The 13,363-nt window shown below is 58.1% G+C and carries 14 protein-coding genes and 1 riboswitch; of the genes, 11 read left to right on the forward strand and 3 right to left on the reverse strand.

Annotated features, from left to right (window positions below; genetic code table 11):
• Window positions 1-40: 40 nt before the first annotated feature.
• Window positions 41-1,348 carry an adenosylmethionine--8-amino-7-oxononanoate transaminase gene (bioA, locus tag INF86_RS03230; protein ID WP_063138029.1) on the reverse strand — a complete coding sequence of 436 codons (1,308 nt, stop codon included), beginning with the start codon at window positions 1,346-1,348 and terminating at the stop codon, window positions 41-43.
• A 68-nt stretch (window positions 1,349-1,416) separates the two neighbouring features.
• Between bioA and bioB the strand changes: the two genes are divergently transcribed.
• Genes bioB through bioD form a run of 4 tightly spaced genes read left to right on the forward strand, consistent with a single transcriptional unit; the run spans window position 1,417 to window position 5,044 of the window.
• Entirely contained in the window at window positions 1,417-2,457 is a 1,041-nt protein-coding gene (gene bioB, locus INF86_RS03235; protein WP_017384942.1) for a biotin synthase BioB, read from the forward strand.
• On the forward strand, window positions 2,454-3,611 hold the full coding sequence (gene bioF / locus INF86_RS03240) for an 8-amino-7-oxononanoate synthase (protein WP_193543222.1): 1,158 nt from the start codon (window positions 2,454-2,456) through the stop codon (window positions 3,609-3,611). Before bioB ends, bioF begins: the two co-directional genes overlap by 4 nt.
• A complete protein-coding gene (gene bioC, locus INF86_RS03245) occupies window positions 3,595-4,350 on the forward strand; it encodes a malonyl-ACP O-methyltransferase BioC (protein WP_022647496.1) in 756 nt (251 codons plus the stop codon). Before bioF ends, bioC begins: the two co-directional genes overlap by 17 nt.
• Window positions 4,343-5,044: a dethiobiotin synthase gene (bioD, locus tag INF86_RS03250; protein ID WP_074142847.1), complete on the forward strand. Its 702-nt coding sequence runs from the start codon at window positions 4,343-4,345 to the stop codon at window positions 5,042-5,044. Before bioC ends, bioD begins: the two co-directional genes overlap by 8 nt.
• On the opposite strand, the gene INF86_RS03255 is transcribed toward bioD, so the two are convergent.
• Window positions 5,007-5,729 carry an ABC transporter ATP-binding protein gene (locus INF86_RS03255; RefSeq protein ID WP_023305730.1) on the reverse strand — a complete coding sequence of 241 codons (723 nt, stop codon included), beginning with the start codon at window positions 5,727-5,729 and terminating at the stop codon, window positions 5,007-5,009. The genes bioD and INF86_RS03255 overlap by 38 nt on opposite strands.
• 748 nt (window positions 5,730-6,477) lie before the next feature.
• Between INF86_RS03255 and uvrB the strand changes: the two genes are divergently transcribed.
• The gene (gene uvrB, locus INF86_RS03260; protein WP_003858519.1) at window positions 6,478-8,493 is read left to right on the forward strand and encodes an excinuclease ABC subunit UvrB; all 2,016 of its coding nucleotides are present in this window, start codon (window positions 6,478-6,480) and stop codon (window positions 8,491-8,493) included.
• Between the two features lie 88 nt (window positions 8,494-8,581).
• On the opposite strand, the gene yvcK is transcribed toward uvrB, so the two are convergent.
• Window positions 8,582-9,490: a uridine diphosphate-N-acetylglucosamine-binding protein YvcK gene (gene yvcK, locus INF86_RS03265; RefSeq protein ID WP_063164000.1), complete on the reverse strand. Its 909-nt coding sequence runs from the start codon at window positions 9,488-9,490 to the stop codon at window positions 8,582-8,584.
• A gap of 226 nt (window positions 9,491-9,716) precedes the next feature.
• A riboswitch (molybdenum cofactor riboswitch) is annotated at window positions 9,717-9,850 on the forward strand.
• Between yvcK and moaA the strand changes: the two genes are divergently transcribed.
• The 6 genes from moaA to INF86_RS03295 all read left to right on the forward strand — a co-directional run bounded on the left by moaA (window position 9,838) and on the right by INF86_RS03295 (window position 13,311).
• Window positions 9,838-10,827, forward strand: a complete 990-nt coding sequence (gene moaA / locus INF86_RS03270; protein WP_063850470.1) for a GTP 3',8-cyclase MoaA — start codon at window positions 9,838-9,840, stop codon at window positions 10,825-10,827. It overlaps the preceding riboswitch by 13 nt.
• A 24-nt stretch (window positions 10,828-10,851) precedes the next feature.
• Window positions 10,852-11,364: a molybdenum cofactor biosynthesis protein B gene (moaB, locus tag INF86_RS03275; protein ID WP_193543223.1), complete on the forward strand. Its 513-nt coding sequence runs from the start codon at window positions 10,852-10,854 to the stop codon at window positions 11,362-11,364.
• Between the two features lie 3 nt (window positions 11,365-11,367).
• Complete coding sequence (gene moaC, locus INF86_RS03280; RefSeq protein WP_023305732.1) at window positions 11,368-11,853, forward strand: cyclic pyranopterin monophosphate synthase MoaC; 486 nt, start codon at window positions 11,368-11,370, stop codon at window positions 11,851-11,853.
• Complete coding sequence (gene moaD, locus INF86_RS03285) at window positions 11,846-12,091, forward strand: molybdopterin synthase sulfur carrier subunit (protein ID WP_038415713.1); 246 nt, start codon at window positions 11,846-11,848, stop codon at window positions 12,089-12,091. The genes moaC and moaD overlap by 8 nt, the downstream gene beginning before the upstream one ends.
• 1 nt (window position 12,092) lies before the next feature.
• Window positions 12,093-12,545, forward strand: a complete 453-nt coding sequence (moaE, locus tag INF86_RS03290) for a molybdopterin synthase catalytic subunit MoaE (RefSeq protein ID WP_022647503.1) — start codon at window positions 12,093-12,095, stop codon at window positions 12,543-12,545.
• 58 nt (window positions 12,546-12,603) lie between these two features.
• Window positions 12,604-13,311: a Bax inhibitor-1/YccA family protein gene (locus INF86_RS03295; RefSeq protein ID WP_015571081.1), complete on the forward strand. Its 708-nt coding sequence runs from the start codon at window positions 12,604-12,606 to the stop codon at window positions 13,309-13,311.
• Window positions 13,312-13,363: the final 52 nt, after the last annotated feature.

The following is a 13,363-nucleotide window of genomic DNA, read 5'->3' on the forward strand; positions in this document are numbered from 1 at the left end:
CCCTCGTTACTCACTCATTCAGAAAGTGTAACGCATGGGGTTAAATCGTGAAATGCGCTGATATGTTAACGGCTTTAACCACTGCCCCGGTCAGCTTGTGGAGCTGATCCGGAGAAATGCTGTACGGCGGCATGAGGTAAATCAGCTTACCGAAAGGTCGCACCCAAACGCCCTGGTCAACGAAGAAGCGCTGCAACGCGGCCATGTTCACCGGATGCGTTGTCTCGATCACCCCGATGGCGCCCAGCACGCGGACGTCCGCGACGTATTCCGCATCCGCCGCCACGCTTAGCTGCTGCTTCAGCTGTGCCTCAATCGCCGCCACCTGCGTCTGCCACTCGCCGCTCTCCAGAATGGCGAGGCTTTCGCTTGCCACGGCGCAGGCCAGCGGGTTGCCCATAAATGTCGGGCCGTGCATAAAGCAGCCCGCGTCGCCGTCGCTGATGGTGTCGGCAACCTGGCGGGTGGTGAGCGTGGCGGAGAGCGTCATGGTGCCGCCGGTGAGCGCTTTCCCCAGGCACAGAATATCCGGCGCGATCCCCGCATGCTCGCAGGCAAACAGCTTCCCGGTACGGCCAAAGCCGGTGGCGATCTCATCGGCAATCAGCAAAATCCCTTCGCGGTCGCACATCTTCCGAATGCGCTTCAGCCACTCGGGGTGATACATCCGCATTCCGCCCGCGCCCTGCACAATCGGTTCGAGAATAACGGCGGCAACCTCGTGGCGATGGGCTGCCATCAACCGTGCGAAGCCCACCATGTCCATCTCGTCCCATTCGCCGTCGAAGCGGCTCTGCGGGGCTGGCGCAAACAGGTTTTCCGGCAGGTAGCCTTTCCACAGGCTGTGCATGGAGTTGTCCGGATCGCACACCGACATCGCCCCGAAGGTGTCGCCGTGATAGCCGTTGCGGAAGGTGAGGAACCGCTGGCGCGTTTCGCCCTTCGCATGCCAGTACTGCAACGCCATTTTCATCGCCACTTCCACGGCCACCGAGCCGGAATCAGCCAGGAAAACACACTCCAGCGATTCAGGCGTCATCGCTACCAGGCGACGGCATAAATCCACCGCGGGCTGATGCGTGATCCCGCCAAACATCACGTGTGACATCTGGTCAATCTGCGCTTTCATCGCCGCGTTCAGACGCGGGTGGTTGTAGCCATGGATCGCCGCCCACCAGGAGGACATCCCGTCAACAAGCCGCTCGCCGCTGGCGAGATGCAGCTCGCAGCCGTGGGCCGAGGCTACCGGATAGACGGGAAGGGGGCGGGTCGTGGAGGTGTAAGGGTGCCAGATATGCTGCTTGTCGAAGGCGAGATCGTCCTGGGTCATAATCGACTTGTAAACCATTTTGAAAAGTTTTAGGTTTACAAGTATAAACCGAACCGACAATTAACAAAACCCTTTGGAGAAGCCCGATGGCTCACCACGCACGCTGGACGATGTCGCAAGTCACTGAATTATTCAACAAACCTTTCCTGGAGCTGATGTTTGAGGCGCAACAGGTGCACCGCCAGCACTTCGATCCGCGTCATGTTCAGGTCAGCACGCTGCTGTCGATTAAAACCGGGGCTTGCCCGGAAGATTGCAAATATTGCCCGCAAAGCGCGCGCTATAAAACCGGTCTCGAATCCGAGCGCCTGATGGAAGTCGAGCAGGTGCTCGACTCCGCGCGCAAGGCCAAAAACGCTGGCTCAACCCGCTTCTGCATGGGCGCGGCGTGGAAAAACCCCCATGACCGCGACATGCCCTATCTGGAGCAGATGGTGAAGGGGGTGAAGGAGATGGGGCTTGAAGCCTGCATGACCCTGGGTACGCTTAACGAGGAGCAGGCGCAGCGCCTCTCGGCGGCAGGGCTGGATTACTACAATCACAACCTCGATACCTCGCCGGAATTCTACGGCAACATCATCACCACGCGCACCTATCAGGAGCGTCTGGACACGCTGGATAAAGTGCGTGATGCGGGGATCAAGGTCTGTTCCGGCGGGATCGTGGGACTGGGCGAAACGGTAAAAGATCGTGCCGGCCTGCTGTTACAGCTGGCGAACCTGCCGACCCCTCCGGAAAGCGTGCCCATCAACATGCTGGTGAAGGTAAAAGGCACGCCGCTGGCGGATAATGAGGACGTGGATGCCTTCGATTTCATCCGCACCATCGCGGTGGCGCGCATCATGATGCCAACCTCTTACGTTCGCCTCTCTGCCGGTCGCGAGCAGATGAGCGAGCAGACCCAGGCAATGTGCTTTATGGCCGGGGCCAACTCCATCTTCTACGGTTGCAAACTGCTGACCACACCAAACCCGGAAGAGGACAAAGACGTTCAGCTGTTCCGCAAGCTGGGGCTGAACCCACACCAGACCGGGGTACAGGCGGGGGATAACGAGCAACAACAGCAGCTGGAGCAGCAGATATTCAACGCCGACACTGACCAGTTCTACAACGCGGCAGCCGTATGACCTGGCAGGCACGTATCAGGACCGCGCTCGACGAGCGGCGGGCGGCGGATGCGTTTCGGGTACGCAGGGTAGTGGAAAACGGTGCAGGCCGTTTTCTCACCCGGGAAGGAGAGCGGTTCTGTAATTTCTCCAGCAACGATTATCTGGGCCTGAGCCAGCACCCGCAAATCGTTCGTGCCTGGCAGCAGGGCGCGGATCGTTACGGCGTGGGCAGCGGTGGCTCCGGGCACGTCAGCGGCTACACCACGGCCCATCAGGCGCTGGAGGAAGCGTTGGCCGACTGGCTGGGCTACCCGCGGGCGCTACTGTTTATCTCCGGTTTTGCCGCGAATCAGGCGGTGATTGCCGCCCTGATGGGCAAAGACGACCGCATCATCGCGGACCGCCTGAGCCACGCCTCCCTGCTTGAAGCCGCCAGTCTCAGCCCGGCACAGCTGCGGCGTTTTGCCCATAACGATGCCTCTCAGCTGAACGTCCTGCTGGGTAAACCCTGTTCAGGGCTTCAGCTGGCGGTCACGGAAGGGGTATTCAGCATGGACGGCGACAGCGCGCCCCTTGCCACCTTGCATGACGTCGCAAAGCAGCAGAACGCCTGGCTGCTGGTCGACGATGCCCACGGCATAGGCGTCACCGGCGAGGAGGGGCGCGGAAGCGCTTATCAGCAGGGCGTCAGGCCGGAACTGCTGGTGGTCACCTTCGGCAAAGGCTTCGGCGTCAGCGGTGCCGCGGTGTTGTGCAGCGAGCCGGTGGCCGACTACCTGGTGCAGTTCGCCCGGCACCTGATCTACAGCACCAGCATGCCCCCGGCGCAGGCCGTGGCACTCTCTGCGTCGCTTGCGGTGATCCGCGGCGAAGACGGCGCTGAACGCCGGGCTCGCCTGGCCGACCATATTCAGCGTTTCCGCCGGGGGGTAAGCGAACTGCCTTACCGGCTTACCGACTCGCACAGCGCCATTCAGCCCGTGATTGTGGGTGAAAACCATCGGGCGCTGATGCTGGCACAGGCGCTACGAGAAAGCGGGCAGTGGGTCACGGCGATCCGCCCACCCACCGTGCCGCCAGGCACCGCGCGCTTGCGTCTGACGCTTACGGCAGCGCACGAGCCGCAGGATATCGATACGCTTCTGGAGGCACTGTATGTCTCCCGTCAATAAACAGGCCGTTGCCGCTGCGTTTGGCCGGGCAGCGCAAAGCTATTCACAGCACGATGAGCTGCAACGCCTGAGCGCGCGCGGGCTGCTGGCCGCGCTCGGGGAGGGGCATTTTATGCAGGTGCTGGACGCGGGCTGCGGGCCAGGCGGCAATAGCCGCTACTGGCGCGCAACGGGCAGCCACGTCACGGCGCTGGATTTATCCGCGCAGATGCTGGATGAAGCCCGCCAGCAGCAGTCAGCAGACCGTTATCTGGTGGCCGATATCGAGGCCATCCCGCTGGAGGATGCGCTGTTTGACCTCGTCTGGAGCCATCTGGCGGTGCAGTGGTGCACCAGCCTGTCGCAGGCGTTACGCGAGCTTTACCGCGTGGCACGGCCCGGCGGAGCGGTGGCCTTTACCACCCTGCTGGAAAGTTCGTTGCCGGAGCTGAATCAGGCGTGGAGGGCGGTGGATGCGCAGCCGCACGCCAACAGGTTTCTCTCGCACGAACAGGTCACTCAGGCGCTGGCAGGCTGGCGCTATCGCAGTGAGGTCCAGACCGTCACCCTCGAATTTAGCGATGCGTTAAGCGCCATGCGCTCTCTTAAGGGCATAGGCGCGACGCACCTGCACGCCGGTCGGGAGAAGAAACCCCTTACCCGCGGACAACTCCAGCGTCTCGGGCTGGCCTGGCCGCAGGATCGGGGCCGGTTCCCGCTCTCTTATCATCTTTTTCATGGGATTATTGAACGTGACTGAACGTTATTTTGTTACCGGTACGGACACCGAAGTCGGTAAAACGGTTGCCAGCGCCGCGCTGTTGCAGGCGGCGCGTCTGCTGGGGAAAACAACGGCCGGGTATAAGCCCGTAGCCTCCGGCAGCGAGATGACGCCGGAAGGCTTACGCAATACTGATGCGCTGGCGCTACAGCGTAACAGCAGCCTTGCGCTGGCCTATTCTGCGGTGAACCCCTATACCTTTGCTGAACCCACCTCGCCGCACATCGTCAGCGCCGATGAAGATCGTCCGATTGATTTTTCGGTGCTCTCTTCCGGATTACGCAACCTGGAAACGCAGGCCGACTGGGTGCTGGTGGAGGGGGCTGGCGGCTGGTTTACCCCGCTGTCTGACGAGCAGACGTTTGCTGACTGGGTGCAGGCCGAACAGCTTCCGGTCATTCTGGTGGTGGGCGTGAAGCTTGGCTGCATCAACCACGCCATGCTGACCGCGCAGTCGGTGCAGCAGGCCGGGTTGCGTCTGGCTGGGTGGATTGCCAATGACGTGGTTGCGCCGGGTAAACGTCATGCTGAGTATCTGGCGACGCTGAAGCGAATGCTGCCTGCGCCGTTCCTCGGGGAGATCCCGTGGCTTGCCGACGGCGCAGAGCAGGCGGAAACCGGACGCTATCTTGACCTCAGCGCCTTATGTCCCGCGCCATCCAGTGCGCAATAAGATCGTCATCCAGCTCGTTAACGTGGCCCTGCGCCACGTTACGCCCGCGATAAAGCATGCAGAAACGATCCGCTACCCGGCGGATAAACGACAGCTGTTGCTCCGCTAACAGCACCGTCATTCCCAGCTCCCGATTCAACCGTACCAGCAGTTGACCCAGCCTGCGGGCGAAGCCTTGCCCTGCGCCATACATGGGCTCATCCAGAATCAACACGCGCGGGCGATTAACCAGCGCACTGGCGAGGGCAAGCTGATACTGGTCGTCGGGGGACAGCGCAGAGGCACGGCTCTGTCGCAGCGGATAGAGCTCCGGAAACAGGGCGTACACATCATTTTTTGATGTCGGGTCGGATTTCCCCGTCGCCCGCATAGCGATATGCAGATTTTCATCGACGGTCAGCTGGGAAAATATCCGCCGATCCTGCGGGACGTAGCCTATCGTTGGCGGCGCCGTTAATGCTGACGCAGGGCTGAGCAAATTACGCGGCGGCGCGCCAGCTTCATGCCATATGATGGTGCCGCTCTCAACGGGCACCTTTCCGGTAATGCAGTTCATGAGCGTGGATTTACCCATGCCAGGCAGGCCAACAATGCCCGTACAGATGCCTTGCGGGAAATCGATATTCACGTTCCATAGCGTATGTTGGCTTCCGTAAAACTGATTTACAGCACGCAGACTCAACATCTTTCTCTCCTTAAAAATGTGTGGGGTAATGCTCAGGCTGATATCTGCAAAACGCCTGCCAGAAACAAAATAATGATTAAAAAAGAGCCATTTTTAGGAATAACCCACTGCTAAAAGCTTAACGTTTGTTCGAATTGCACGCTCCCGGTGCCGTGCGTGTCGAATCGTGGTGCAGGGAAAATGACGGAATTGTGATTAAGATCTCGCCGGTTACTTATGAAAAAATGAACGTTTTCCAGGCAAAAAAGAGTGATAAAAATTTTTTACTGCCGCTTCGTGGGAAAAACCGGGAATTTGCTGGAGTGCATGCTGTACGGGCTGGAGGCAGTTATCCACTATTCCTGTGGATAACCTTGTGCATTAGAGTTAGAAAACACGCGATAAGCGAGAGAATACGCGGGTTACGCCCAAATTGATGCGAAACGCGGCTTTAGGAAATAGTCTATATTTTTTAACGAATTAGATAAAAGCAATTCCCTCAGCGCCAGCGACACCTGTTGCCATAAAACTTTCATAACCGCCCTTGACAAATGTTAAAAAAGTAATAGTTCTGGGGATAACCCCCTGAGGCTGGTGTTTTATATTGTCACAGTTGAAATTTAGCTCGCGAACGCACTAATCCTTTCTGCGCTACGCTAAATATCCTGACACGCTACTGGTTTTCCATCCAGTGTTTTTTACTGGCAATCCTGGCCACAACGAGTAAAATTACTCACCTGCCGCTTATTCTGTCATCAGGTCGTCGCCCATGAGTAAACCGTTCAAATTGAATTCTGCTTTCCGTCCTTCCGGGGATCAGCCCGAGGCCATTCGTCGCCTGGAAGAGGGGCTGGAAGACGGGCTGGCGCACCAGACCCTGCTGGGGGTAACCGGTTCGGGTAAAACCTTCACTATTGCCAACGTCATTGCCGATCTTCAGCGTCCTACGATGGTTCTCGCGCCGAACAAAACGCTGGCGGCGCAGCTGTATGGTGAGATGAAAGAGTTCTTCCCGGAAAACGCGGTGGAGTATTTCGTCTCCTACTACGACTACTACCAGCCGGAAGCCTACGTTCCCAGCTCCGACACGTTTATCGAGAAAGATGCCTCGGTGAACGAACATATCGAGCAGATGCGTTTGTCGGCGACCAAGGCGCTGCTGGAGCGTCGTGATGTGGTGGTGGTGGCCTCGGTGTCGGCGATCTACGGCCTGGGCGATCCGGATCTCTATCTCAAGATGATGCTGCACCTGACGCAGGGGATGATCATCGATCAGCGGGCGATTTTGCGCCGTCTGGCGGAGCTGCAGTACACCCGTAACGATCAGGCGTTCCAGCGCGGGACCTTCCGCGTACGTGGTGAGGTGATTGATATCTTCCCGGCGGAATCGGACGACATGGCGCTGCGCGTAGAGCTGTTCGATGAAGAGGTTGAACGCCTGTCGCTGTTCGACCCGCTGACCGGTCATGTGGAGTCGGTGATCCAGCGCTTCACCATCTACCCAAAAACGCACTACGTGACGCCACGCGAGCGTATCGTACAGGCGATGGAAGAGATTAAAATTGAGCTGGCAGACCGCCGCAAGGTGCTGCTGGCGAACAACAAGCTGCTGGAAGAGCAGCGCCTGAGCCAGCGTACCCAGTTCGATCTGGAGATGATGAACGAGCTGGGCTACTGCTCCGGCATTGAAAACTACTCACGCTACCTCTCCGGGCGTGGACCGGGCGAAGCGCCGCCGACGCTGTTTGACTACCTTCCGGCGGACGGCCTGCTGGTGATCGACGAATCCCACGTTACGATCCCCCAGATCGGCGGGATGTACCGCGGTGACCGCGCGCGTAAAGAGACGCTGGTGGAGTACGGATTCCGACTGCCGTCAGCGCTGGACAACCGTCCGATGAAGTTTGAAGAATTTGAGGCGCTTGCTCCGCAGACCATCTACGTATCGGCGACGCCGGGCAACTACGAGCTGGAGAAATCCGGTGATGACGTGGTGGACCAGGTTGTGCGTCCGACCGGGCTGCTGGATCCGATTATCGAGGTGCGTCCGGTGGCGACGCAGGTGGACGATCTGCTCTCGGAAATACGTGCCCGCTCTGCCATCAACGAGCGCGTGCTTGTGACCACGCTCACCAAACGTATGGCGGAGGATTTGACGGAGTATCTGGAAGAACACGGCGAGAAGGTGCGGTATCTGCACTCGGATATTGATACCGTGGAGCGTATGGAGATCATCCGCGACCTGCGCCTGGGCGAGTTCGACGTGCTGGTGGGTATCAACCTTCTGCGAGAAGGTCTGGATATGCCGGAAGTGTCGCTGGTGGCGATTCTGGATGCGGACAAAGAGGGCTTCCTGCGTTCCGAGCGCTCGCTGATCCAGACCATTGGCCGTGCCGCGCGTAACGTCAACGGGAAGGCGATTCTGTACGGGGATAAAATCACCCCGTCGATGGCCAAAGCGATTGGCGAAACGGAACGTCGTCGCGAGAAGCAGCAGCGCTATAACGAAGAGCACGGCATCACGCCGCAGGGGCTGAACAAGAAGGTGGTGGATATCCTGGCGCTGGGTCAGAACATTGCGAAGACCAAAGCGAAAGGCCGCGGCAAGGCCCGTTCAGTGGTGGAAGAGGATACCGTCGCGCTGACCCCGAAAGCGTTGCAGCAAAAGATCCACGAGCTGGAAGGGCAGATGATGCAGCATGCGCAGAACCTGGAGTTCGAAGAGGCCGCGCAAATCCGCGATCAGCTGCATCAGCTGCGGGATCTGTTTATTGCGGCATCGTAGTTTTTTGCCCGGTGGCGCTGCGCTTACCGGGCCTACAGGTTTAGCGTCTTTTGTAGCCCCGGTAAGCGCAGCGCCACCGGGGTTTTTGTTAACCTAATGCCTGAATCGCCTTCTCCAGCGCCTCGCGCAGCAGATGGCGGTCGTGGCGATATTTAATATCGCTGGCTTCCAGCGGCTCCTGCACCACCACGCGATCGCCAATCCCCGACACATCTACTTTTGGCCCGACCACGACACCATCGATAATTTTCTTACCAACATACTGTTCCATCAGGTCCAGCTTATCCGCCAGCGACAGGCTTGCCGCCGCCGGACTGAGTTCGCGGCCTAAATTACCGATATAGACCATGGGCGCAGGCGTTCTGCGCAGCGCCTGCGCCAGCTCTTTCACCAGCAGGATCGGCATCAGGCTGGTATAAAAACTCCCCGGCCCAATCAGGATCAGATCGGCATCGCCAATCGCTTCAACCGCTTCACGCGTTGCGGGTACGCTGGGGTAGGTCATCAGCTCTTTTGGCGGAAGGAGAAGCTGGTCGATATTCACTTCACCATACACTTCGTGATCGTCAGCATCGATCGCCATCAAATCTACCGGCTGTTCGGACATCGGGATCAGGAACGCATCCACTTTTAGCAGGTTACGAATTAAATTGATCGCTTCCAGAGGGCGCACGCTCAGGTGATCCAGCGCCTTTAACATCAGATTTCCAAGGTTATGGCCTGAAAGTTCGCCATTTCCCCCAAAACGGTACTCAAACATCGCCGAGGCCACGCTTGGCTCAGTGATGAGCTGGTTGAGGCAGTTGCGCATATCACCCCAGGCTATCCCGCCTTCAGCACGTCGGATCCGCCCGGTTGAGCCGCCGTTGTCCGTTGTTGTCACGATGCCCGTCAGGCGTGAGCCCAGTGACGATAACGACGACATAACCCGTCCCAGACCGTGACCTCCTCCAAGAGCGACCACGCGGTCCAGATCCGCAAAAGTGCGATTGCGCATACCTATTCCTTATCCTGTTAAGCTTGCGTCACAGTAACGCAACTACTCCTAAAAGACGATGCCTCTCACAAACCATAATGACGTATATCAATGCGAAAGCGCTGTTTTTGCGTATTCTGTAGTGAAAATGCACGATAACATCGTTATGTATAAATTTATATAGCGAAAAGCGACAATGGCGAAGTGGCGATTTCCACGCTACTATCGCCATAACCACGTTTTCAAAACTGAAAACATACACTCTAGCCCTGGCGCCTGTGTCGAGAGATATGGCGCCCTGGCCGTGGCGGATTTGCCACCAGGGTACAGAAAGAAATGACTGTGCCTCCCGATCTGGAAAGGTGTACATGGCTTCACAACTTACTGATACTTTCGCGCGTAAGTTTTTCTACTTACGTTTGTCGATTACCGACGTGTGTAACTTCCGTTGCACCTACTGCCTGCCCGATGGCTACAAGCCGGGCAGCGTCACCAATAATGGCTTTCTCTCCGTGGAAGAAGTACGCCGCGTCACGCGCGCGTTCTCTGAACTCGGTACGGAAAAAGTGCGTCTTACCGGGGGAGAGCCCTCCCTGCGCCGTGATTTCCCTGACATCATTGCCGCCGTGCGTGAAAACGAACGTATCCGCCAGATAGCGGTGACCACCAACGGTTACCGCATGGCGCGTGACGTGGCGAACTGGCGCGATGCGGGGCTGACGGCGATCAACGTCAGCGTCGATAGCCTGGACGCCCGTCAGTTCCACGCCATTACCGGCCAGGATAAGTTCCAGCAGGTAATGGACGGCATCGATGCCGCGTTCACCGCCGGTTTCGACAAGGTCAAAGTCAATACCGTGTTGATGCGTGATGTGAACCACCATCAGCTGGACACCTTTCTGGCGTGGATCAAACCGCGCCGCATTCAACTGCGTTTTATTGAGCTGATGGAGACCGGGGAGGGCAGCGAGCTGTTCCGTCGCCATCACATCTCCGGCATGGTCCTGCGTGACGAACTGCTGAAACGCGGCTGGATCCACCAGATCCGCCAGCGCAGCGATGGCCCGGCGCAGGTCTTTTGTCATCCGGATTATGAAGGCGAAATCGGCCTGATCATGCCCTATGAAAAAGACTTCTGTGCCAGCTGCAACCGCCTGCGCGTCTCCTCTGTTGGCAAGCTGCACCTCTGCCTGTTCGGGGATGGCGGCGTCGATCTGCGCGATTTGCTGGAAGACGACGCCCAACAGGACGCGCTTGAAGCACGCATTTCCGAGGCGCTGACGCACAAAAAGCAGACCCATTTCCTGCATCAGGGCAACACCGGCATTACTCAGAACCTGTCCTATATCGGCGGGTAATCAGGCTTTAGAAGGAACCAGAAGATGAGTCAGGTAAGCGCGGAATTTATCCCGACACGCATTGCAATTCTTACCGTTTCCGAACGTCGTGGTGAAGAGGATGATACCTCCGGCCACTGGCTGCGCGAGGCGGCACACGAAGCCGGGCACCAGATTGTTGATAAAGCGATCGTCAAAGAGAACCGTTACACCATTCGCGCTCAGGTTTCACAGTGGATTGCGAGTGATGACGTCCAGGTTGTACTGATCACTGGCGGCACCGGCTTTACCGCAGGCGACCAGGCGCCGGAAGCGCTGCTTCCGCTGTTCGATCGCGAAGTAGAGGGCTTCGGCGAAGTGTTCCGCATGCTCTCATTTGAAGAGATTGGCACCTCTACGCTCCAGTCCCGTGCCGTCGCGGGGGTAGCGAACAAGACGCTGATCTTCGCCATGCCGGGCTCGACCAAAGCCTGCCGCACCGCGTGGGAAAACATTATTGCCCCGCAGCTGGATGCCCGTACCCGTCCGTGTAATTTCCATCCCCATTTAAAGAAATAAGCTATGTCACAACTGACCCACATAAACGCCGCTGGCGAAGCGCATATGGTGGATGTCTCCGCCAAAGCCGAAACGGTGCGCGAGGCGCGTGCTGAAGCGTTCGTCACCATGCTGCCGGAGACGCTGGCGATGATTATCGACGGTAGCCATCACAAGGGTGATGTGTTTGCCACCGCCCGCATCGCCGGTATTCAGGCCGCTAAACGCACCTGGGACCTCATCCCGCTCTGCCATCCGCTGATGCTTAGCAAAGTGGAGGTAAATTTGCAGGCGCAGCCGGAGCATAACCGCGTACGTATCGAGTCCCTGTGCCGCTTAACCGGGAAAACCGGCGTGGAGATGGAGGCGTTGACGGCAGCCTCCGTGGCGGCGCTGACCATCTACGACATGTGCAAAGCGGTGCAGAAAGATATGGTGATTGGCCCGGTGCGTCTGCTGGCAAAAAGCGGCGGCAAATCCGGTGATTTTAAGGTGGAAATCCATGATTAAGGTGCTCTTTTTTGCCCAGGTCCGTGAGCTGGTTAATACCGACAGCCTGACGCTGGACGGCTCTTTCGAAAACGTCGCCGCCCTGCGTGCGCATCTGGCGGCGCAAAGCGACCGCTGGGCGCTGGCGCTGGATGAAGGCAAACTGTTGGCCGCCGTGAATCAGACGCTGGTGGAGTTGACCCACCCGCTGGCTGATGGGGATGAAGTGGCCTTCTTCCCGCCGGTCACAGGGGGTTGAGATGACGGAAACCCGAATTCTGGTTGGCCATGAGCGTTTTAACGTGGGCACGGAATATGACTGGCTGGCCGGGCGCGACGAAGACGGCGCGGTCGTGACCTTTACCGGGAAAGTGCGTAATCATAATCTCGGCGACAGCGTAAAAGCGCTGACGCTGGAGCACTATCCGGGAATGACCGAAAAATCGCTGGCGGCCATTGTCGAAGAGGCGCGAGGCCGCTGGCCGCTGGGGCGCGTTACGGTTATCCATCGCATCGGCGAAATGTGGCCCGGCGAAGAAATTGTGTTTGTCGGCGTCACCAGCGCCCATCGCGGGAGTGCTTTTGCGGCGGGGGAGTTCATCATGGATTACCTCAAAACTAAAGCGCCGTTCTGGAAGCGTGAAGCGACGCCGGAAGGTGAGCGCTGGGTGGAATCGCGGGACAGCGACAAACAGGCTGCCAGCCGCTGGTAACAGGTTTACGTGGATGTGTTAGTCTTAACGTGTGTGTTTACTTAATCAGGAGTGAATCATGGACCGATTTCCGCGTTCCGATTCGATAGTTCAGCAGACCCGTAGCGGGCTGCAAACCTACATGGCTCAGGTATATGGCTGGATGACGGTTGGCCTGCTGCTTACCGCGTTTATCGCGTGGTATGCGGCAAACACGCCTGAACTGATGATGTTTATCTTCTCCAGCAAAATCACCTTCTTTGGGCTGATTATTGCGCAACTGGCGCTGGTATTCGTGCTCTCCGGGCTGGTGCACAAGCTCAGCGCGGGCATGGCGACCACGCTGTTTATGCTCTATTCGGCGCTGACCGGGCTGACGCTCTCCAGTATTTTCATCGTTTACACCTACTCCTCCATCGCCAGCACCTTTGTGGTGACCGGCGGGATGTTCGGTGTGATGAGCCTGTACGGTTACACCACCAAACGTGACCTGAGCGGCTTCGGCAACATGCTGTTTATGGGGCTGATAGGGATTGTGCTGGCGTCGCTGGTGAACCTGTGGTTGAAGAGTGACGCGCTGATGTGGGCGGTGACCTATATCGGGGTGGTGATCTTCGTGGGCTTAACCGCCTACGACACCCAGAAGCTGAAAAACATCGGTGAACAAATTGATGTTCGCGACAGTTCAAACCTGCGCAAATACTCGATTCTGGGCGCGCTGACGCTGTATCTGGACTTCATCAACCTGTTCCTGATGCTGCTGCGTATCTTCGGCAACCGTCGCTAGTCAGGGTGGCGCTGTCTGATGCCCTCACCCTTACCCTCTCCCACAGGGCTGA

This window comes from Enterobacter cloacae complex sp. I1M, from assembly GCF_014982425.1.
Lineage (GTDB): Bacteria > Pseudomonadota > Gammaproteobacteria > Enterobacterales > Enterobacteriaceae > Enterobacter > Enterobacter intestinihominis.

Bases quoted from the DNA above. Each gene is read 5' to 3' on its own strand.
- bioA (WP_063138029.1), bottom strand. From the start codon at position 1,348: ATGGTTTACAAGTCGATTATGACCCAGGACGATCTCGCCTTCGACAAG.
- bioB (WP_017384942.1), top strand. From the start codon at position 1,417: ATGGCTCACCACGCACGCTGGACGATGTCGCAAGTCACTGAATTATTC.
- bioF (WP_193543222.1), top strand. From the start codon at position 2,454: ATGACCTGGCAGGCACGTATCAGGACCGCGCTCGACGAGCGGCGGGCG.
- bioC (WP_022647496.1), top strand. From the start codon at position 3,595: ATGTCTCCCGTCAATAAACAGGCCGTTGCCGCTGCGTTTGGCCGGGCA.
- INF86_RS03255 (WP_023305730.1), bottom strand. From the start codon at position 5,729: ATGTTGAGTCTGCGTGCTGTAAATCAGTTTTACGGAAGCCAACATACG.
- uvrB (WP_003858519.1), top strand. From the start codon at position 6,478: ATGAGTAAACCGTTCAAATTGAATTCTGCTTTCCGTCCTTCCGGGGAT.
- yvcK (WP_063164000.1), bottom strand. From the start codon at position 9,490: ATGCGCAATCGCACTTTTGCGGATCTGGACCGCGTGGTCGCTCTTGGA.
- moaA (WP_063850470.1), top strand. From the start codon at position 9,838: ATGGCTTCACAACTTACTGATACTTTCGCGCGTAAGTTTTTCTACTTA.
- moaB (WP_193543223.1), top strand. From the start codon at position 10,852: ATGAGTCAGGTAAGCGCGGAATTTATCCCGACACGCATTGCAATTCTT.
- moaC (WP_023305732.1), top strand. From the start codon at position 11,368: ATGTCACAACTGACCCACATAAACGCCGCTGGCGAAGCGCATATGGTG.
- moaD (WP_038415713.1), top strand. From the start codon at position 11,846: ATGATTAAGGTGCTCTTTTTTGCCCAGGTCCGTGAGCTGGTTAATACC.
- moaE (WP_022647503.1), top strand. From the start codon at position 12,093: ATGACGGAAACCCGAATTCTGGTTGGCCATGAGCGTTTTAACGTGGGC.
- INF86_RS03295 (WP_015571081.1), top strand. From the start codon at position 12,604: ATGGACCGATTTCCGCGTTCCGATTCGATAGTTCAGCAGACCCGTAGC.